13 protein-coding genes are annotated in these 14,502 nt (G+C 75.0%); 6 read left to right on the top strand and 7 right to left on the bottom strand.

Annotated elements, in window-relative coordinates; genetic code table 11:
• Nucleotides 1-28: 28 nt before the first annotated feature.
• Both EV567_RS19895 and murQ read right to left on the bottom strand, forming a co-directional pair.
• Entirely contained in the window at nt 29-1,450 is a 1,422-nt protein-coding gene (locus EV567_RS19895; RefSeq protein ID WP_130441971.1) for a PTS transporter subunit EIIC, read from the bottom strand.
• Between the two features lie 16 nt (nt 1,451-1,466).
• Nucleotides 1,467-2,426: an N-acetylmuramic acid 6-phosphate etherase gene (gene murQ / locus EV567_RS19900; RefSeq protein WP_130441973.1), complete on the bottom strand. Its 960-nt coding sequence runs from the start codon at nt 2,424-2,426 to the stop codon at nt 1,467-1,469.
• A 319-nt stretch (nt 2,427-2,745) separates the two neighbouring features.
• Between murQ and EV567_RS19905 the strand changes: the two genes are divergently transcribed.
• On the top strand, nt 2,746-3,144 hold the full coding sequence (locus EV567_RS19905; RefSeq protein ID WP_130441974.1) for a hypothetical protein: 399 nt from the start codon (nt 2,746-2,748) through the stop codon (nt 3,142-3,144).
• A gap of 7 nt (nt 3,145-3,151) precedes the next feature.
• Entirely contained in the window at nt 3,152-3,418 is a 267-nt protein-coding gene (locus tag EV567_RS19910; RefSeq protein WP_130441976.1) for a DUF4031 domain-containing protein, read from the top strand.
• 37 nt (nt 3,419-3,455) lie between these two features.
• On the opposite strand, the gene EV567_RS19915 is transcribed toward EV567_RS19910, so the two are convergent.
• Together EV567_RS19915 and EV567_RS19920 are read right to left on the bottom strand one after the other, a co-directional pair.
• Entirely contained in the window at nt 3,456-4,016 is a 561-nt protein-coding gene (locus EV567_RS19915; protein ID WP_130441978.1) for a GNAT family N-acetyltransferase, read from the bottom strand.
• Nucleotides 4,017-4,068: 52 nt separating this feature from the next.
• Nucleotides 4,069-4,752 carry an HD domain-containing protein gene (locus EV567_RS19920; RefSeq protein WP_130441980.1) on the bottom strand — a complete coding sequence of 228 codons (684 nt, stop codon included), beginning with the start codon at nt 4,750-4,752 and terminating at the stop codon, nt 4,069-4,071.
• Nucleotides 4,753-5,008: 256 nt separating this feature from the next.
• Between EV567_RS19920 and EV567_RS19925 the strand changes: the two genes are divergently transcribed.
• The gene (locus EV567_RS19925; protein ID WP_130441982.1) at nt 5,009-5,728 is read left to right on the top strand and encodes a copper homeostasis protein CutC; all 720 of its coding nucleotides are present in this window, start codon (nt 5,009-5,011) and stop codon (nt 5,726-5,728) included.
• Here the strand turns inward: EV567_RS19925 and EV567_RS19930 are convergent.
• Entirely contained in the window at nt 5,725-7,794 is a 2,070-nt protein-coding gene (locus EV567_RS19930; protein WP_130441984.1) for an AAA family ATPase, read from the bottom strand. The two genes, EV567_RS19925 and EV567_RS19930, sit on opposite strands and share 4 nt — an antisense overlap.
• A 309-nt stretch (nt 7,795-8,103) precedes the next feature.
• Between EV567_RS19930 and EV567_RS19935 the strand changes: the two genes are divergently transcribed.
• Entirely contained in the window at nt 8,104-8,280 is a 177-nt protein-coding gene (locus EV567_RS19935) for a hypothetical protein (RefSeq protein WP_207228811.1), read from the top strand.
• 37 nt (nt 8,281-8,317) lie between these two features.
• On the opposite strand, the gene EV567_RS19940 is transcribed toward EV567_RS19935, so the two are convergent.
• On the bottom strand, nt 8,318-9,961 hold the full coding sequence (locus EV567_RS19940) for a DNA repair helicase XPB (protein WP_130441988.1): 1,644 nt from the start codon (nt 9,959-9,961) through the stop codon (nt 8,318-8,320).
• 181 nt (nt 9,962-10,142) lie between these two features.
• Between EV567_RS19940 and EV567_RS19945 the strand changes: the two genes are divergently transcribed.
• The gene (locus EV567_RS19945; protein WP_207228812.1) at nt 10,143-10,685 is read left to right on the top strand and encodes a hypothetical protein; all 543 of its coding nucleotides are present in this window, start codon (nt 10,143-10,145) and stop codon (nt 10,683-10,685) included.
• A 33-nt stretch (nt 10,686-10,718) separates the two neighbouring features.
• On the opposite strand, the gene EV567_RS19950 is transcribed toward EV567_RS19945, so the two are convergent.
• Entirely contained in the window at nt 10,719-13,292 is a 2,574-nt protein-coding gene (locus EV567_RS19950; RefSeq protein ID WP_130441990.1) for a helicase C-terminal domain-containing protein, read from the bottom strand.
• A gap of 175 nt (nt 13,293-13,467) precedes the next feature.
• Between EV567_RS19950 and EV567_RS19955 the strand changes: the two genes are divergently transcribed.
• Nucleotides 13,468-14,451, top strand: a complete 984-nt coding sequence (locus EV567_RS19955; protein ID WP_130441992.1) for a hypothetical protein — start codon at nt 13,468-13,470, stop codon at nt 14,449-14,451.
• Nucleotides 14,452-14,502: the final 51 nt, after the last annotated feature.

Below are 14,502 nucleotides of genomic sequence, written 5' to 3' on the forward strand. Positions count from 1 at the left end.
GGTCGCACATGTCCGCGGCGGAGCGGGGTCAGGTCGGTGGGCGCGGGCGGTCGGGGACGCCGAAGAGGTAGGTCGCGGTGAAGCCGACGGCGTAGCCCGTCAGCAGGCCGCCCGTGTAGATGGCGAGCAGGGAGCCCCAGCCGTGGTTCCCGGCCAGCAGGGGGAACAGGGCCCAGCCGGACGGACCGATGGCCGTCGCGCCGACGCGGTCGCCGAGCATCGCGAAGAAGCCGACGAACGCACCGCCGGCCGCCCCGCCCGCGCAGGCGGTGAGAAAGGGGCGGCCCAGAGGAAGGGAGACGCCGTAGATCAGGGGTTCGCCGACGCCCAGCAGACCCGCCGGGAGCGCCGAGCGGATCGTCGTACGCAGGGAGGTGTCATGGCGCAGACGGACGTAGACGGCGAGGCAGGCGCCGACCTGGCCCGCGCCGGCCATCGCCAGGATGGGCAGCAGCACGGTGTAGCCCTGCTGCTCGATGAGGGTGGCGTGGATGGGGATGAGGGCCTGGTGCAGCCCCAGCATCACCAGCGGCAGGAACAGTCCGCCGAGGACGAGGCCGGCGAAGGGGCCCGTCGTCGTGAGCAGCCAGTTCGCGGCTGTGCCGATGGCGGTGGACACCGCGCCGGCCGCCCACATCAGCCCGTAGAGGGTGGCGAGGCCCGCGACGAGGACGGTGAGGGTGGGGGTGAGGAGCACGTCCAGGGCGTCGGGGACCCGACCCCGGCACCACTTCTCGACGCGGGTCGCCAGCAGGGCGGCGGCCAGCGCGCCGAGGACGCCGCCCTGGCCGGGGGAGAGCGTCACCCCGAACACGGTGAGCTTCGCGACGCCCGGATACACCACGATCGCGGCGACCGCACCGCCGAGGACCGGCGTGCCGCCGAACTCCTTGGCGGTGTTGAGGCCGACGAAGACCGCGATCAGCGCCATGAAGCCGGAGGCGACGGCGGCCAGCGCGGGCGTCAGCCACGGCAGCAGGCCGGCGTTCACCAGCAGCCCGTTGACTCCCGCGACGACGCCGCAGCCGATGAGGGCGGGGATGAGGGGCACGAAGACGTTCGCGAGGCGGCGCAGGGCCGACTTGAGGGGCGTGGCGTTGCGCCGCCGCCGCTCCTCCCGCAACAGGTCCCCCCGCGCGGCGAGTTCACCGGCGAGTTCGCCGCGTGCCGCACCGGGGGGCTCGCCGCCGGTGGGCGCGGCGAGCAGCGCTTCGAGGGCGGAGGTCACCTGCGTCACCGCGCCCGGGCCCAGCACCACCTGGTACGAGCCGTCGTCCACGACGAGCCCGAGGACGCCGGGCAGGGACCGCAGCGCCTCCTCGTCCACCCGGGACGGGTCGGCGAGGCCCAGCCGCAGCCGGGTCATGCAGTGGGCGACGGAGACGACGTTGGCCCGGCCGCCCACGAGGGGAAGGACGGCGGCGGCGGTGACGGTGGGGTCGATGCGCACTCCCCGAGGGTGCGGCTCAACGCCCCGCGGCGGCGAGCGCGGCGCGCAGACGGCCGTCGGACTCCTCCAGAAGGCGGGCGGCCGACGGCCCGTCGACCCCGGCGAGCAGGGCCAGGATCGCGTGCTTCACCTCGCCGCCGGTGGCCGTGAGGGCGGCCTCGATCTCCTCGTCGGCGGCACCCGTGGCGAGGGCGACGATCCGGCGGGAGCGGGCGCGCAGCTTCTCGTTGGAGGCGCGCACGTCGACCATGAGGTTCCCGTAGGTCTTGCCGAGCCGGATCATGGTGATCGTCGAGATCATGTTCAGCACCAGCTTCTGGGCGGTGCCCGCCTTCAGCCGGGTGGAGCCGGTGAGGAGTTCCGGTCCGACGACGACCTCGATGCCGTGTTCGGCGGCGGCGGCCAGCGCGCTGCCCGGGTTGCAGGCCAGCCCGACGGTCAGGGCGCCCCGGGAGCGGGCGTACTCGACGGCGGCGAGGGCGTAGGGGGTGCGTCCGGAGGCGGAGACGCCGACCACGGTGTCCTCGGGGGTGAGCGCGAGGGCGGCGAGGTCCGCCTCGGCCAGCTCGCGGGAGTCCTCGGCGCCCTCGACGGAGCGGATCATCGCCTCCGGGCCGCCGGCGATCAGTCCGACGACCTGGCCAGGGGCGGTGGCGAAGGTGGGCGGGCACTCGGAGGCGTCGAGCACGCCGAGCCGTCCGGCGGTGCCGGCGCCGGCGTGGACGAGCCGTCCGCCGCGCGCCATCCGCTCGGCGACGGCGTCGACGGCGGCGGCGATCTCGGGCAGCCGCGCGGCGACGGCGGCGGGCACGGTGGCGTCCTCGCCGTTCATCAGGCGGGCGATGTCGAGGGTGGGGAGCCGGTCGATCTCGGCCAGCTCGGGCCGGAAGGCCTCGGTGGTGAGGGAGTCGAGCTGCGAGCGCAGTTCGTCGTGACGGGCACGGGGGCCGGGAGGAGGAGAGGAGGAGGTGGTCACGGGGATGGCTCTTTCCGGTGCGGGTCGATACGGCCGGCTGGGGTGCGCGGCGGTCAGGGCGTGCGGCGGTCAGGACGTGCGGCGGTCAGGGCGTGCGGTCCGCCGCGGGGGCGCGACCGTTGGGGAGGGCCCCTGCCGGCCTGGGGGCGAACACCCCTACGGTTTACCGGTGCCGGCGGGCCGACGCCTCGCACGACGCGGCCAGGGCGGGCGCCGGGCTGTCGCGGGTGCGCCGGGCAGGTGAGCACATGGTCCGCGTACCGGGTCGAAAAGCGCTTCCGGTTCGAGGTCGGGGGAGGGAGTTGCGCACAATGGGGGCATGGACCCCTCCTCCGGCAACCCCGTCGCCCCCCTGGAACAGGCGCTGCACGCGGCCCGCGCCCTGGTGCTCGCCGATCTGGCCGCGGGCGACGTCGCCGCGGCGGACGTCGTCTCGATGGTCGAGGACTCCGTGGTGCAGCGGCGCTGGTGGGTCGAGCAGTGGCCGGAGGGCGTGGCGTTCGTCGCCGGGCTGGTCGCGCAGGACGTGCAGGACGCGCTGCTGGAGCGGTACGGGCGCTGGCCGTTGTGCCCGGTGTGCGGCTCGGGCGACCCGCACGCGCTCGAAGTGGAGCCCGAACTCGGTCCGGACCCGCACTGGGTGTGCCACAAGGCGGGGGTGCGGGTCGCGGCGGTGGGCACGCTGGGCCGGGCGGTCGGCGGGCCGCCGGCCTCGTGAGGTCCCGGTGACGGTCTACATCGACCCGCCGAGCTGGCCCGGTCACGGCCGGCTGTGGTCCCATCTGGTCAGCGACCTCTCCTTCGACGAACTGCACGCTTTCGCCGAGGCGTTGGGTGTGCCTCGGCGCGCCTTCGAACGGGACCACTACGACCTCCCGTCGCACCGCTACGCGGACGCGGTCGCGGCCGGCGCGGTCGAGGTCAGCAGCCGCGAGGTGGTCCGTCTGCTGACGGCGGCCGGCCTGCGCAGACCCAAGGGCCGGCCGGCCTGACGGGGCGGGGTGCGAGAGCAGCGCCCGCCCGCACGTCTCACCCCCGGCTGCGGACGTACAGCAGCAGCTCGTCGCCGTTCAGCCGTGCGCGGGTGAACCCGGCCCGGTGCAGCACGTTCTGGGACGCGGTGTTCGTCTCCTCGACCGTCGCGCACACGCAGCCCACGTCGTCCCGGGCCAGCGTCCAGGCGGTGAGGACGTCGACCGCCTCGGTGGCATAGCCGTGTCCGCGGGCGGACTCGACGAGGTCGTAGCCGATCTCGACGCGGCCCTCGTCGTCGGGGGGTCCGTGGAAGGCGATGCTGCCGACGGCGAGGTCGTCGTCGCGCCGCACGAGCGCGAACATCCCGAACTCGGGCCGGTACACCCCGGCGGCGTGCGCCTGCGTCAGCATCCCGGAGACGTCCCGGGTGCCCTCGAAGGGCGCGCCCCCGAGCCAGGCGAACCCGCCGTCGCCGCCCGCCCGGAGACCGGCGGCGGCGTCCGGGGCCACGCCTTCGAGAGTGAGGCGCGGCGTGGGGATGCGCAGCGTGCCGCCGTGAGGGGACGCCACGACCGTCTCGGCGGGCGCTCCCGGCAGCGGCGGCTGTTCGCTCATGGAGCGCGATCCTTCCGGTAGGGGGACGCGCCCGACGCTACTCCGAGGCAGGTCACCGCGTCAGCAGTTCGAGTTCCGCTCGGAGGTTGTGGCGCGCCGTCGGCTCCCAGTGCTCCACGCCGTGCGGGGTGTGGAACAGGCTGGGCAGGTCGAGGAGTTGGCGCAGGATCGCCGCGCGGCCCTCGCGGAAGGCGTCGTTCGGGACGAAGTGGTACTCCTCGCGGACCGCGGCCGTGTACGCGGCGTACGCGGACGGCGGCGCGGCCAGGATCGCGAGGTCGGCGTCGCAGAGCACCTGGCCGTCGGGGTCGTCGTCGGCCGGGGCGTGGGTGACGGTGAGCCGGACCAGGCGGGCCACCTCGGCGGTCTTCGCGTCCGGCAGACCGGCCTCGGGGAGCGCGCGCTCGGCGAGACGGGCCGAGCGCTCCTCGTTCTCCGAGCGCTCGGGCAGGTAGACGGCGTCGTGGAACCAGGCGGCGAGGCGGACGACGTCCGGGTCGCCGGCGTGCTCCGCGAGGGCGTCGACGTGGTCGAGGACGGCCGTGAGGTGCGTGAGCGTGTGGTAGCGGCGTTGCGGCTCCCGCCAGCGGGCGAGGAGGGCGTCGGCGTAGGGGAGGGGGTCCGGGCCGGGGGCGGGGCCGCGGGCGCTTTCGAGGGCGTGGGCGAAGCGGGCGCGCAGGGCGTCGAGGCCGCCTCCGGCGGCCGGGGCTTCGCGGTCGTCGGCCGATGGGGTCATGGACGTCATTCTTACGCGCCGCGCGACGTGGCCGATGACGGCGCCGCCGACTCCCGCGTCCCGGGCGGGCGGCGTACCCTTGAATTGGACTAGACCTATAGCCGACCCGGAACCTGTACCCGACCCGGACCTGTACCCGGCCCGGAACCTGTACCCGACCCGGACCTGTACCCGGCCCGGACCTGTGCCGGCCCGGACCTCTACCCGATCCCACCCGGACCTGTAGCCACCCGTGAACGCCGACGAATGGGGACCCATGAGCAAGCGTGCAGTCCTGGAGGTGATCGCACTCGACGCCGAGGACGCGATCGCCGCCCAGGCCGGAGGCGCGGACCGCCTCGAACTGGTCGCCGACATGGCCGCCGACGGGCTCACCCCGCCCGTGCGGACCTTCGCGGCGATCCGCGCCGCCGTCGACATCGACCTGCGCGTGATGCTGCGCCTGACCGACGGCTTCGCCGCCGGCGGCCCCGAGGGCCTCGCCCGGCTGGTCCGGGCCGCCGGGGAGCTGACGGCGGCCGGCGCACGGGAGTTCGTGCTCGGCTTCCTCGACGAGGAGGGCGCGGTGGACCTGCCGGCGGTGGAGAGCGTCGTCGCGGAGCTGGCCGGCTGCCGCTGGACCTTCCACCGCGCCATCGACCACGCCGCCGACCGCGACGCCCTGCGCAAGCAGCTGGACGGTCTGCCCGGCCTGGACGCCTACCTCACGGCCGGCTCCCCGGCAGGCGTCGACGAGGGCCTGCCCACCCTCCTCGCGGAGGCCTCCCGCGGCGGCGAGCCGGGCTACGAGCAGCGCCTCCTCGTCGGCGGAGGCCTGCGCCTCGACCACGTGCCCACCCTGCGCGCCGCCGGCGTCGACGCCTTCCACATCGGAGGAGCGGCCCGGCCCGCAGGCTGGACCGAGCCGGTGTCGACCTCGGCGGTGGCGCGGTGGCGCGGCGCACTGGACGCGGACCGGAAACGGGTCAGCACCTAGCCGAGCTGGGCCGGCAGCGGGGTCCTGTGGGTGATGACCAGGCCGGAGACGGCTCGGGTCAGGGACACGTACAGGCGGCGCAGGCCCGTTCGTTCGTCGGGTTCGCCGTCCACCACCGCCTGCGGCTCGTCCAGGACCACGTAGTCGTACTCCAGGCCCTTGGCGAGCGAGGCGGGGACCAGCGTCAGACGGGTCTCGTGGGTGGTCTCCTCGCCGGGGGCGAGATGGCCGATGCCCGCCGCGCCGAGCGCCTCGGCCAGGGCCGGGATGCGGGCGTCCGCCGCGATCAGCCCCGTCGAGCCCTCGTGGCGCAGCAACTCCTCGCACGCGGCGACCACTTCACCGTCCCCCGAGGTCTGGCGGACGGCGAAGAAGCCCGGGTTCTCACGGACCGAGGCGACCGGGGTCAGGCCCGGCGCGATGTGCGGGAGGAGCCGGGAGGCGTAGCCGATGACGTCCGTCGGGACGCGGAAGCCGGCCGTCAACTCCTCGATCACCGCCTCGGGCTTGCCGAGGTGGGCGAGGGCTTCCGGCCAACTTCTCGTCGCCCAAGGCGTGGTGCCCTGCGCGAGGTCGCCCAGCACGGTCGCGCTGCCGGTGGAGCAGCGGCGGCCGACGGCCCGGTACTGCATGGGGGAGAGGTCCTGCGCCTCGTCCAGCACCACGTGGCCCAGCGAGTGCGTGCGCTCGACGAGGTCGCACGCCTCGTCGACCAGCACCGCGTCCGCCGTCGACCACTTCGCCGACTTCACGGAGCGGACCGGCTTCGCCCACAGGATCGTCTTCTGCTCCTCCTCGGTGAGGACGCCCTCGGCGTGGGCGGCGAGGAACTCCGCGTCGGTCAGCAGCCGCAGGACCAGCTTCGCCGGGTCGACCGGCGGCCACACCGCCTTCACCGCCGCCTTGACCGCGCTGTTGCGGGCCACGGCGTCCTGCACCCGGTCGTCGGGAGCCTCCCCGGCCCGCTCCATCTGGACCAGCACCGCGTGCGCGACGCGCTGCGGCAGGGCTTCGCGGGCGGCACCGTAGCGGATGTCCCGCTCCAGCAACTCCCGCACGATCGACTCCAGTTCGTACGCCGGGATCCGCCAGCGGCGGGAGCCGCGCACCACGACGACGGGCTCGGCCGGCATCGTGATGTGCGAGTACAGGGCCCGGCGGAGCACCTGCGCCATACGGGCGTCGCCCTTGACGACGGCCGCCGCCGCCTCGTCCTCGCCGCGCACCTCCACATGCGCGACCAGGTCCTCGACCGTGGCCTGCCGGACCGTCAACTCACCCAGTGCGGGAAGCACTTGCTCGATGTAGTGGAGGAAGGACCGGTTCGGCCCGATCACCAGCGTGCCGGTGCGGGCCAGCCGCTCGCGGTGGGCGTAGAGGAGGTAGGCGACGCGGTGCAGACCGACGGCGGTCTTCCCGGTCCCCGGACCGCCCTGCACGCAGACGCTGCCCGAGAGCCCCGACCGTACGATCTCGTCCTGCTCGGGCTGGATCGTCGCCACGATGTCGCGCATCGGGCCGACGCGCGGACGCTCGATCTCCTGCTGGAGCAGCTTGCTGACGACCGCCGCCTCGGCGGGGTCGGAGAGGTGCTCGTCCTCGTACGCGGTGAGGGCGCCGCCCGTGTAGCCGAAGCGGCGGCGCAGCCCGACGTCCATGGGATCGTGCTTGGAGGCCCGGTAGAACGGCTGCGAGACGGGCGCGCGCCAGTCGATGACCATGGGGTCGCCGTCGTGGTCGTGGACGTGCCGCCGCCCGATGTAGAAGGACTCCCCTTCGGCCCCCTCCGCCTTCTCGGCCCCCGGAGCGTGCAGGTAGTCGAGGCGGCCGAAGAACAGCGGGATGTCGCTGAGGTCGGCCAGCGCCTTGATCCGCTCGCCGATCTGGCGCTCCAGGATCTGCGCGTTGACCCAGTTCGCGGTGACGTCGCTGATGTCGAGGGCCTCGACGTCCTCGCGCATGGCCCGCAGCGCGGCACGCGAGGCGCCGAGGTGGGCGCGCTCACGGCCCAGCGGGTCGTCGACGGCGTCGGGGGAGTCCTGCGCGGGTACGGCGGGCGTGGACAAGGGGGTGCCTCCGGAGGGACCTGCGGGAAGGGCGCTGCGGGAACCGCGCCGGATGCTGGGCTCCGGCGCTGCGGGATGCCGTCCGGTTTCCGGCCGGACGACGGCACTCCGTGAGGGAGGCGGGCAAGAGCGGAGAGTGTAGGTGAGGGGCGCCGGGTGACGCCAATGGATTTACGCCCCCGTTGACGGCCCGCTCCAGGGGCGCGGGGAGACGGACGCCGCCTGTGATCCCGTCGTCCGTGTCCGCCTCGGCGCGGCCCCGGACCGCAGCCGATGCATCACCGGGGAAGCGGCTCGCATGATGGAGACATGAGTGCAGCGACCGTTCACCCAGCCCGCCTCCCGGCCGGCGCCACTCCCGTCGCGGGCGCCCACCGTCACCTCCTCGGCGACGCCCTGCGCGCGGTGAAGGTCTTCGCCGGCGCCGCCTTCGACGTGATCGTCCTCGGTGAGTACGGCGAGGAGGCGGGCGTCCGCCGCAAGTGAGACGCCCGTCGGCCGAACCCGTGGGAAGCTCCCGGCGTCAGCTGTCCGCCAGCAGCTCGTCCGCGTCCACGATCCGGTACGCGTAGCCCTGTTCCGCCAGGAACCGCTGACGGTGGGCGGCGAAGTCCTGGTCGATGGTGTCGCGGGCCACGACCGAGTAGAAGTGGGCCTGGTGTCCGTCCGCCTTCGGGCGCAGGACCCGGCCCAGCCGCTGAGCCTCCTCCTGCCGTGACCCGAAGGTCCCCGACACCTGGATGGCGACCGTCGCCTCCGGCAGGTCGATCGAGAAGTTCGCGACCTTCGACACCACCAGCACGCTGATCTCGCCCTCCCGGAACGCGTCGAAGAGCTTCTCGCGCTGCGCGTTGGAGGTCTCGCCCTTGATCACGGGCGCGTCCAGATGCTCGCCCAGCTCGTCCAGCTGGTCGATGTACTGCCCGATGACGAGGATCTGCTGCCCGGCGAAACGCCGCACCAGCGCCTCGGTCACCTTCCGCTTCGTCGCCGTCGTCGCGCAGAAGCGGTACTTCTCCTCCGTCTCTGCGGTCGCGTACGCGAGCCGCTCGGAGTCGGTCAGGTTCACCCGGACCTCGACGCAGTCCGCCGGCGCGATGTAGCCCTGCGCCTCGATCTCCTTCCACGGCGCGTCGAACCGCTTCGGCCCGATGAGGGAGAACACGTCCGACTCACGGCCGTCCTCCCGCACCAGCGTCGCGGTCAGGCCCAGCCGCCGCCGCGCCTGGAGGTCGGCGGTGAACTTGAAGACGGGGGCCGGCAGCAGGTGCACCTCGTCGTAGACGATCAGGCCCCAGTCCCGGGAGTCGAACAGCTCCAGGTGCGGGTAGACGCCCTTGCGTCTCGTCGTCAGCACCTGGTAGGTGGCGATGGTGACAGGCCGGATCTCCTTCTTCGTGCCGCTGTACTCGCCGATCTCGTCCTCGGTCAGCGAGGTCCGCTTCACCAGCTCGTGCTTCCACTGCCGGGCCGAGACCGTGTTCGTGACGAGGATCAGCGTGGTCGACTTGGCCTGCGCCATCGCCCCCGCGCCGACCAGCGTCTTGCCCGCGCCGCAGGGCAGGACCACCACGCCGCTCCCGCCGTGCCAGAAGTTCTCCACGGCCTGCTTCTGGTACGGCCGCAGCGCCCAGCCGTCCTCGGCGAGCCCGATCGGATGCGCCTCGCCGTCCACGTACCCGGCGAGGTCCTCGGCCGGCCAGCCCAGCTTCAGCAGCGTCTGCTTGATCTGGCCGCGCTCGGAGGGGTGCACGACGACGGTGTCCGGGTCGAGGCGGGCGCCGACGAGCGGCGTGATCCGCTTCGAGCGCAGGATCTCCTCGAGCACCGGCCGGTCGGTGGTGGTCAGCACCAGACCGTGCGCCGGGTGCTTGCTGAGCGTCAGCCGGCCGTAGCGGTCCATCGTCTCCGCGACGTCCACGAGCAACGCGTGCGGCACCGGGTAGCGGCTGTACTGCACGAGCGCGTCCACCACCTGCTCGGCGTCGTGCCCGGCCGCCCGCGCGTTCCACAGGCCGAGCGGGGTGACCCGGTAGGTGTGGATGTGCTCGGGCGCCCGCTCCAGCTCCGCGAACGGAGCGATGGCGCGACGGCACTCGTCGGCCTGCTCGTGGTCGACCTCGAGCAGCAGAGTCTTGTCCGACTGGACGATCAGCGGTCCGTTCACGTACGCACATCCCTTCCGCACGGCCAAACCTCCAGTGTGCCGCACCGCGCGTCCGAGCGGCGGGCCGCTTCCCCGGAACGGCCGGACAACCCTGTGCCCCCCTCGGGCGTCTGACCAGGGGACGACCGGAGGTTGCGGCCGCGCGGGGCGTGGCCGTGGCCGTGGTGAGGGAGGTCTCGGTATGACGGTGCTGTCGGCCCGTGGCTGGGCGACCGGCGCGGGAGCCGTGGTGGTGCTGGTGGCCAGCGGAGTGTGGGCGATGCGGCCGGCCGAGGTCGACGACGGGCTGTGGGGCCGGGTGCGGCCGGTCCTGGAGGACGGGCTGGAGGCGCGCGGGGCCGACGAGGGCGAGCCGGCGTCTCAGGCGCGCTGGTTCTGCCGGGCGGAGGCGCTCGGTCTGGAGGAGCGCGGGGACGCCGTGCGGGCCGACGTCGACACGCTGTGCGTGGAGTACGGGGTGCGCGAGGACGCGCTCGTGGAGTGCGCCGGCGCGCAGGTCCCGCAGGTGGTGCGGCTGGAGCGGGACGCGTCGGCCGCCGGCGGCTACCGGATCGTGTCCCGGGAGGAGCCGCCCGAGGGGGCGGCCGCCGCGCCGTGGGTGCGGGCCCGCTTCGGCGTCGTCGCCGCGTCCGCCGTCCAGGACCCGATGTCCTCCGACGCCCTGGCGGCCGAGGCCCGCGCCCACTTCGACCTGCCGGCCGACGCGGACGTCGGGGACTGCTGAGGCCGACGGCCGCCCGAGGGCGTCCCGGCCCGGTCAGTCGTCGGCCAGCTCCGCGACGCCCGTGATCCGGTGCAGCGGGTAGGTGCGGACCTCGTCCGCCGTGTGGTCGTACGCCGTCACGAAGCCGCCCTCCACCCGCACCGGGGCGATGACACGCTGGCTGGCGGCGCCCTCCGCGTTGACGTAGCCGATCCACAGGGCCTCGCCGGTGAGGACGGCGGCCTGCATGGTGGCGAGGGTCTCGGCCGGACCGGTGCGGGGCAGTTCGCCGGGGGCCAGAGGGGCGGCGTCGGGAGCCTTGCGCGGGGCCGTGGAAGCCAGGTCGCCGGCCCGGATCGCGCGGATCGCGGCGGCGAGAAGGGTGGCGTCGGGGACCGGCGGGCCGTCCGGGACCGGCACGGGAGCCGTGCGGGGCGGGGTGCGGTGGGCGAGGGCCCGGGTGATCACCACGTCCCCCTCCGCGGACTCGGCGGCCGGCGCGTAACCCATCGCGCGCAGCCCCTCCAGCAGTGTCGCCGGGTCGGCCTGGGCGGCGATCACGGTCGGCGCGAGCCGGCGCAACCGCAGGGTCGCGGCACGCTTGTCGGCGAGGATCTCGTTCAGCAGGGCGTCGTCGTCGCAGCGGACGTAGGCGGAGGCCGCGCCCACGCGCAGATGGCCGTGCCGGCGTGCCACGTCGTCGATCAGGTACGCGAGCGGCTGCGGGACCGGCGTGCGGGAGTGCGCGGTGAGAAAGGCGTGCAGGTCGGACGCGGTCTGCCCGGAGTCCAGGGCGCGCCGCACGGAGGCGGGCGTGAAGCGGTAGACGGTCGCGCCGCCCTTCGACTCCACGTCGGCGAGTACGCCGAGGGTGTCGGCGAGCGGGCGGTGCAGGGGGCCCGGTGCCACGGCGGTCAGATCGGCCTGGAGCAGCACGTGGTCCAGCGGCTCGGGCAGCAGCGGCGCGAGCAGCCGGGCGGCGTCGGCGGCTGCGGCCTCCGCGTCGGCAACGCTAGCGGCAACTGCCTTGCCGAGTACGGTGGTTGTGGGGCTCAGGGCCGCTGCGGCACCCACAGTGGTGCCGCCCGCCCCGGCCTCCGGTTCCGCGTCCGCGCCGAGCAGCGCCCGCCCGTGCGCCGACAGCGCGCCCCGGCCGGTCACGCCCAGCAGCTCCGCCTCGCTCAGCGTCCAGCGGGCGAGCCGTGAGCGCAGGTCGTCGTCCTCGCCCCGCGGCGGGTGCGGCTGCCCCTGGGCCGGCTGCGAGACGCCCTGGTTGCGCAACGGCCGCTCCCAGCGCAGCCGGGCCAACACCGTCTCCGCGTCCGGCGCCCCGCCCTCCGGCAGCCGGGCCAGCAGCGTCAGCACGCGGCGCCGTACCTCCGGCGCGGCCGAACGGTCGAGCCCGGGGCCCAGCGCCGACAGCGCGCGGTCCTTCAGGTCCCGCCCGCCCACGACCCCGGACGTCCGGGTCGCCGACAGCCACACCCGGGCGAGCCGCGCCCACCGCTCGGCCGCCGGACGCTCCCGCCACTCGTCGTACTCCGGGGTCGCCGCGTACCGCTCGTCGGCCTCGCCGTCGGAGGCGATCAGCCCCGCCGCGTAGGCCAGTTCCACCCAGAACGCGGCGACGGGCTCGGAGACGTCCAGCGCGACGGCCGTGCGCTTGAGGTCGCGCACGCTGAGCCCGCCCGCCCGCAGCACGGTCGGGCCGCCCTCGTCCCAGTCCTTCAGCAGTTCCTCGACCGTCGTCAGCGCCGTGTACGCCTGCCCGGCCGCCGTCGCGTCCACCACCTGTGGGCGGTGGACCACGGCCGGTTCCACGGCGGGCGGCACCGGCTCCACCGCGCGGTGGGCCCGGCCCGCCCGCAGGTGCAGGGCGACCTCGCGCGGCAGCACGACCGTGCCGGGCGAGGTGGGCAGCAGCAGAGCCCGGTCCAGCAGCCAGCGCAGCCTGGGCGCGGGGTCCGCCGTCACCTGCCCGTACGGCGGCCCCCACACCAGCCGGTCGAGCACGTCGAGGGAGTCGGCCGGGGCCTTGGCCAGCAGCGCCTTCATCCTGCGCCGGTCGGAGAAGAGGGAGCTCAGCGCGGCCACCGCCGACACGGAGTCGTGCGTCGACGGCAGTCCGGCCGCCGCCACGATCTCCTGGATGCGGCCCGGCGACATCCCCGCCGTGGCCTCCCGCACGGAGGGGCCGAGCCCGGTGGGGGACGGGTGCTGCGGCGACGGCGCGAGCAGCTCCCGCGCGGTGCGGACCAGCCGGAGCCGATCGTCGGCGCCCCACACCAGCGCCTGCTCCCGCAGTGCGGCGACCGCGCCGGGCAGCGCCTCGACGACGGCCCGGTCCGGCTTGTCCCCCGCCATCAGCCCCAGCAGTTCGTCGTACGACGCCGGGTCCCCGGCCACCGCGAGCGCCTCCGCGGTCTGCAGGGCGAACCGGTCCAGCCGCTCCAGCGCGCGCACGACGGAGGCGCGGGTGCCGGCGCGGGTGGCGAGCTGGGTGAGGTCGGTGGGGACCGGGGTGATGAGATCGGGGCGGTGGCGCAGGAGGGCGGCCAGGGAGGCGTCGTCCCTGCCGCGGAGGGCCTCCGCGAGGGAGCGGGGGGCCGGGGCGTCCTCAGGGCTCATCTGACCCACGTTAGCGGGTGGGTACGACGGCGGCCCCGGAGAGCATCGCTCAGCCCGTCCGGCGGTCGAGGACACGGCCGTTCAGGCCGATGCGGGGGGTCTGGACGGCGGCACCCCGCCGGCACGGTACCGTGACCAAAGGGGACGACAACGACCAACCCCCCGGAGGGACTTCGTGGGGATCGAGAGCGACCAGGTCGTGTACGAGTTCCTGAGCCGCGTCGGTGACGTGGCCCAGCAGCGGCAGTTGTCCTCGGCCATGCGGATGCGGCTCGTGTCGGACCTGCGGAACGAGATCGACAAACGGCGCGCCAGGTCGCCCGTGGACTCTCCCGCCGCCGTCCGCCGCATCCTCGACCGGCTCGGCAGTCCGGACGACCTGGTGGCCGCCGCGGCCGGCGGCTCCCCTCACGTGCCCGAGGAGCCCGCCGCTCCCTCCGTGCCCGCGCAGCGCGACCGCGAGGACGAGAGCGGGGGCGAGCGGCCCGGGCGGTTCCGCCGGGTCGTGCCGCGCCCCCGGCAGAAGCCGGACACGCCCGCCCCTCCCGACGTCCCGTCCCCGCCGCACCGCGCCGGCGCGCACGAACTCGGCGACGGCGTCGAGTCCCCGGACTGGTGGCGGCGGCGCGAGCCGAGTCCCTTCGACCTGGGCGACGAGGTCCCCGGCTTCGTCGGCGGCGTCGAGATCCCCGACATGCTCAAGCCGCCGCCCCCGAAGCGGACGGAGAAGGAGCAGGCCCCCGAGGAGCCCGAGAGGGAAGAGGAGGCGGAAGCCGCCCCGGCGGGACGTCGGCGCCGGCTGGCCCCCCTGCTGCGGGGCGGCCGCTGGAGCAACCCGCTCCTGCTGCTCGCCGCCGGCTGCCTCGTCGCCGGCGCGGTGGCCGGGAGCTGGCTCGCGCTGATCGTGGGCTGGCTGATCGCCTACGCCTCACGCCGGCTGACCGAGCGGGAGACGCAGTGGGCCGTCATGGTCCTGCCGGGGCTGGCGGTGGCGTCCGGCGTGGTGTGGCTGTGGGGCCGTACCGAGGGCCGCTGGGGCGCGCCCGTCGCCGAGGGCCACCTGAACGACGCGATCCACGAGACCTTCCCGTGGGTCGTGCGGGGGGCGGCGGTGGCGTCGGCCCTGTTCCTGGTGTGGCGGTCGCAGCGGCGGAAGTAGCGCTCGGGGCGCTCGGGCGGGAGGGGGCGGCGGGGGCGCCGGCCCCGCCGG

It is taken from the genome of Streptomyces sp. BK239, from assembly GCF_004217285.1.
Taxonomy (GTDB): domain Bacteria; phylum Actinomycetota; class Actinomycetes; order Streptomycetales; family Streptomycetaceae; genus Streptomyces.

Excerpts from the sequence above, each read along its gene's own strand:
- EV567_RS19905 (WP_130441974.1), top strand. The coding sequence starts at position 2,746 with ATGGACCCCTCCTCCGGCAACCCCGTCGCCCCCCTGGAACAGGCGCTG.
- EV567_RS19915 (WP_130441978.1), bottom strand. The coding sequence starts at position 4,016 with ATGAGCGAACAGCCGCCGCTGCCGGGAGCGCCCGCCGAGACGGTCGTG.
- EV567_RS19920 (WP_130441980.1), bottom strand. The coding sequence starts at position 4,752 with ATGACCCCATCGGCCGACGACCGCGAAGCCCCGGCCGCCGGAGGCGGC.
- EV567_RS19925 (WP_130441982.1), top strand. The coding sequence starts at position 5,009 with ATGAGCAAGCGTGCAGTCCTGGAGGTGATCGCACTCGACGCCGAGGAC.
- EV567_RS19935 (WP_207228811.1), top strand. The coding sequence starts at position 8,104 with ATGAGTGCAGCGACCGTTCACCCAGCCCGCCTCCCGGCCGGCGCCACT.
- EV567_RS19945 (WP_207228812.1), top strand. The coding sequence starts at position 10,143 with ATGACGGTGCTGTCGGCCCGTGGCTGGGCGACCGGCGCGGGAGCCGTG.
- EV567_RS19950 (WP_130441990.1), bottom strand. The coding sequence starts at position 13,292 with ATGAGCCCTGAGGACGCCCCGGCCCCCCGCTCCCTCGCGGAGGCCCTC.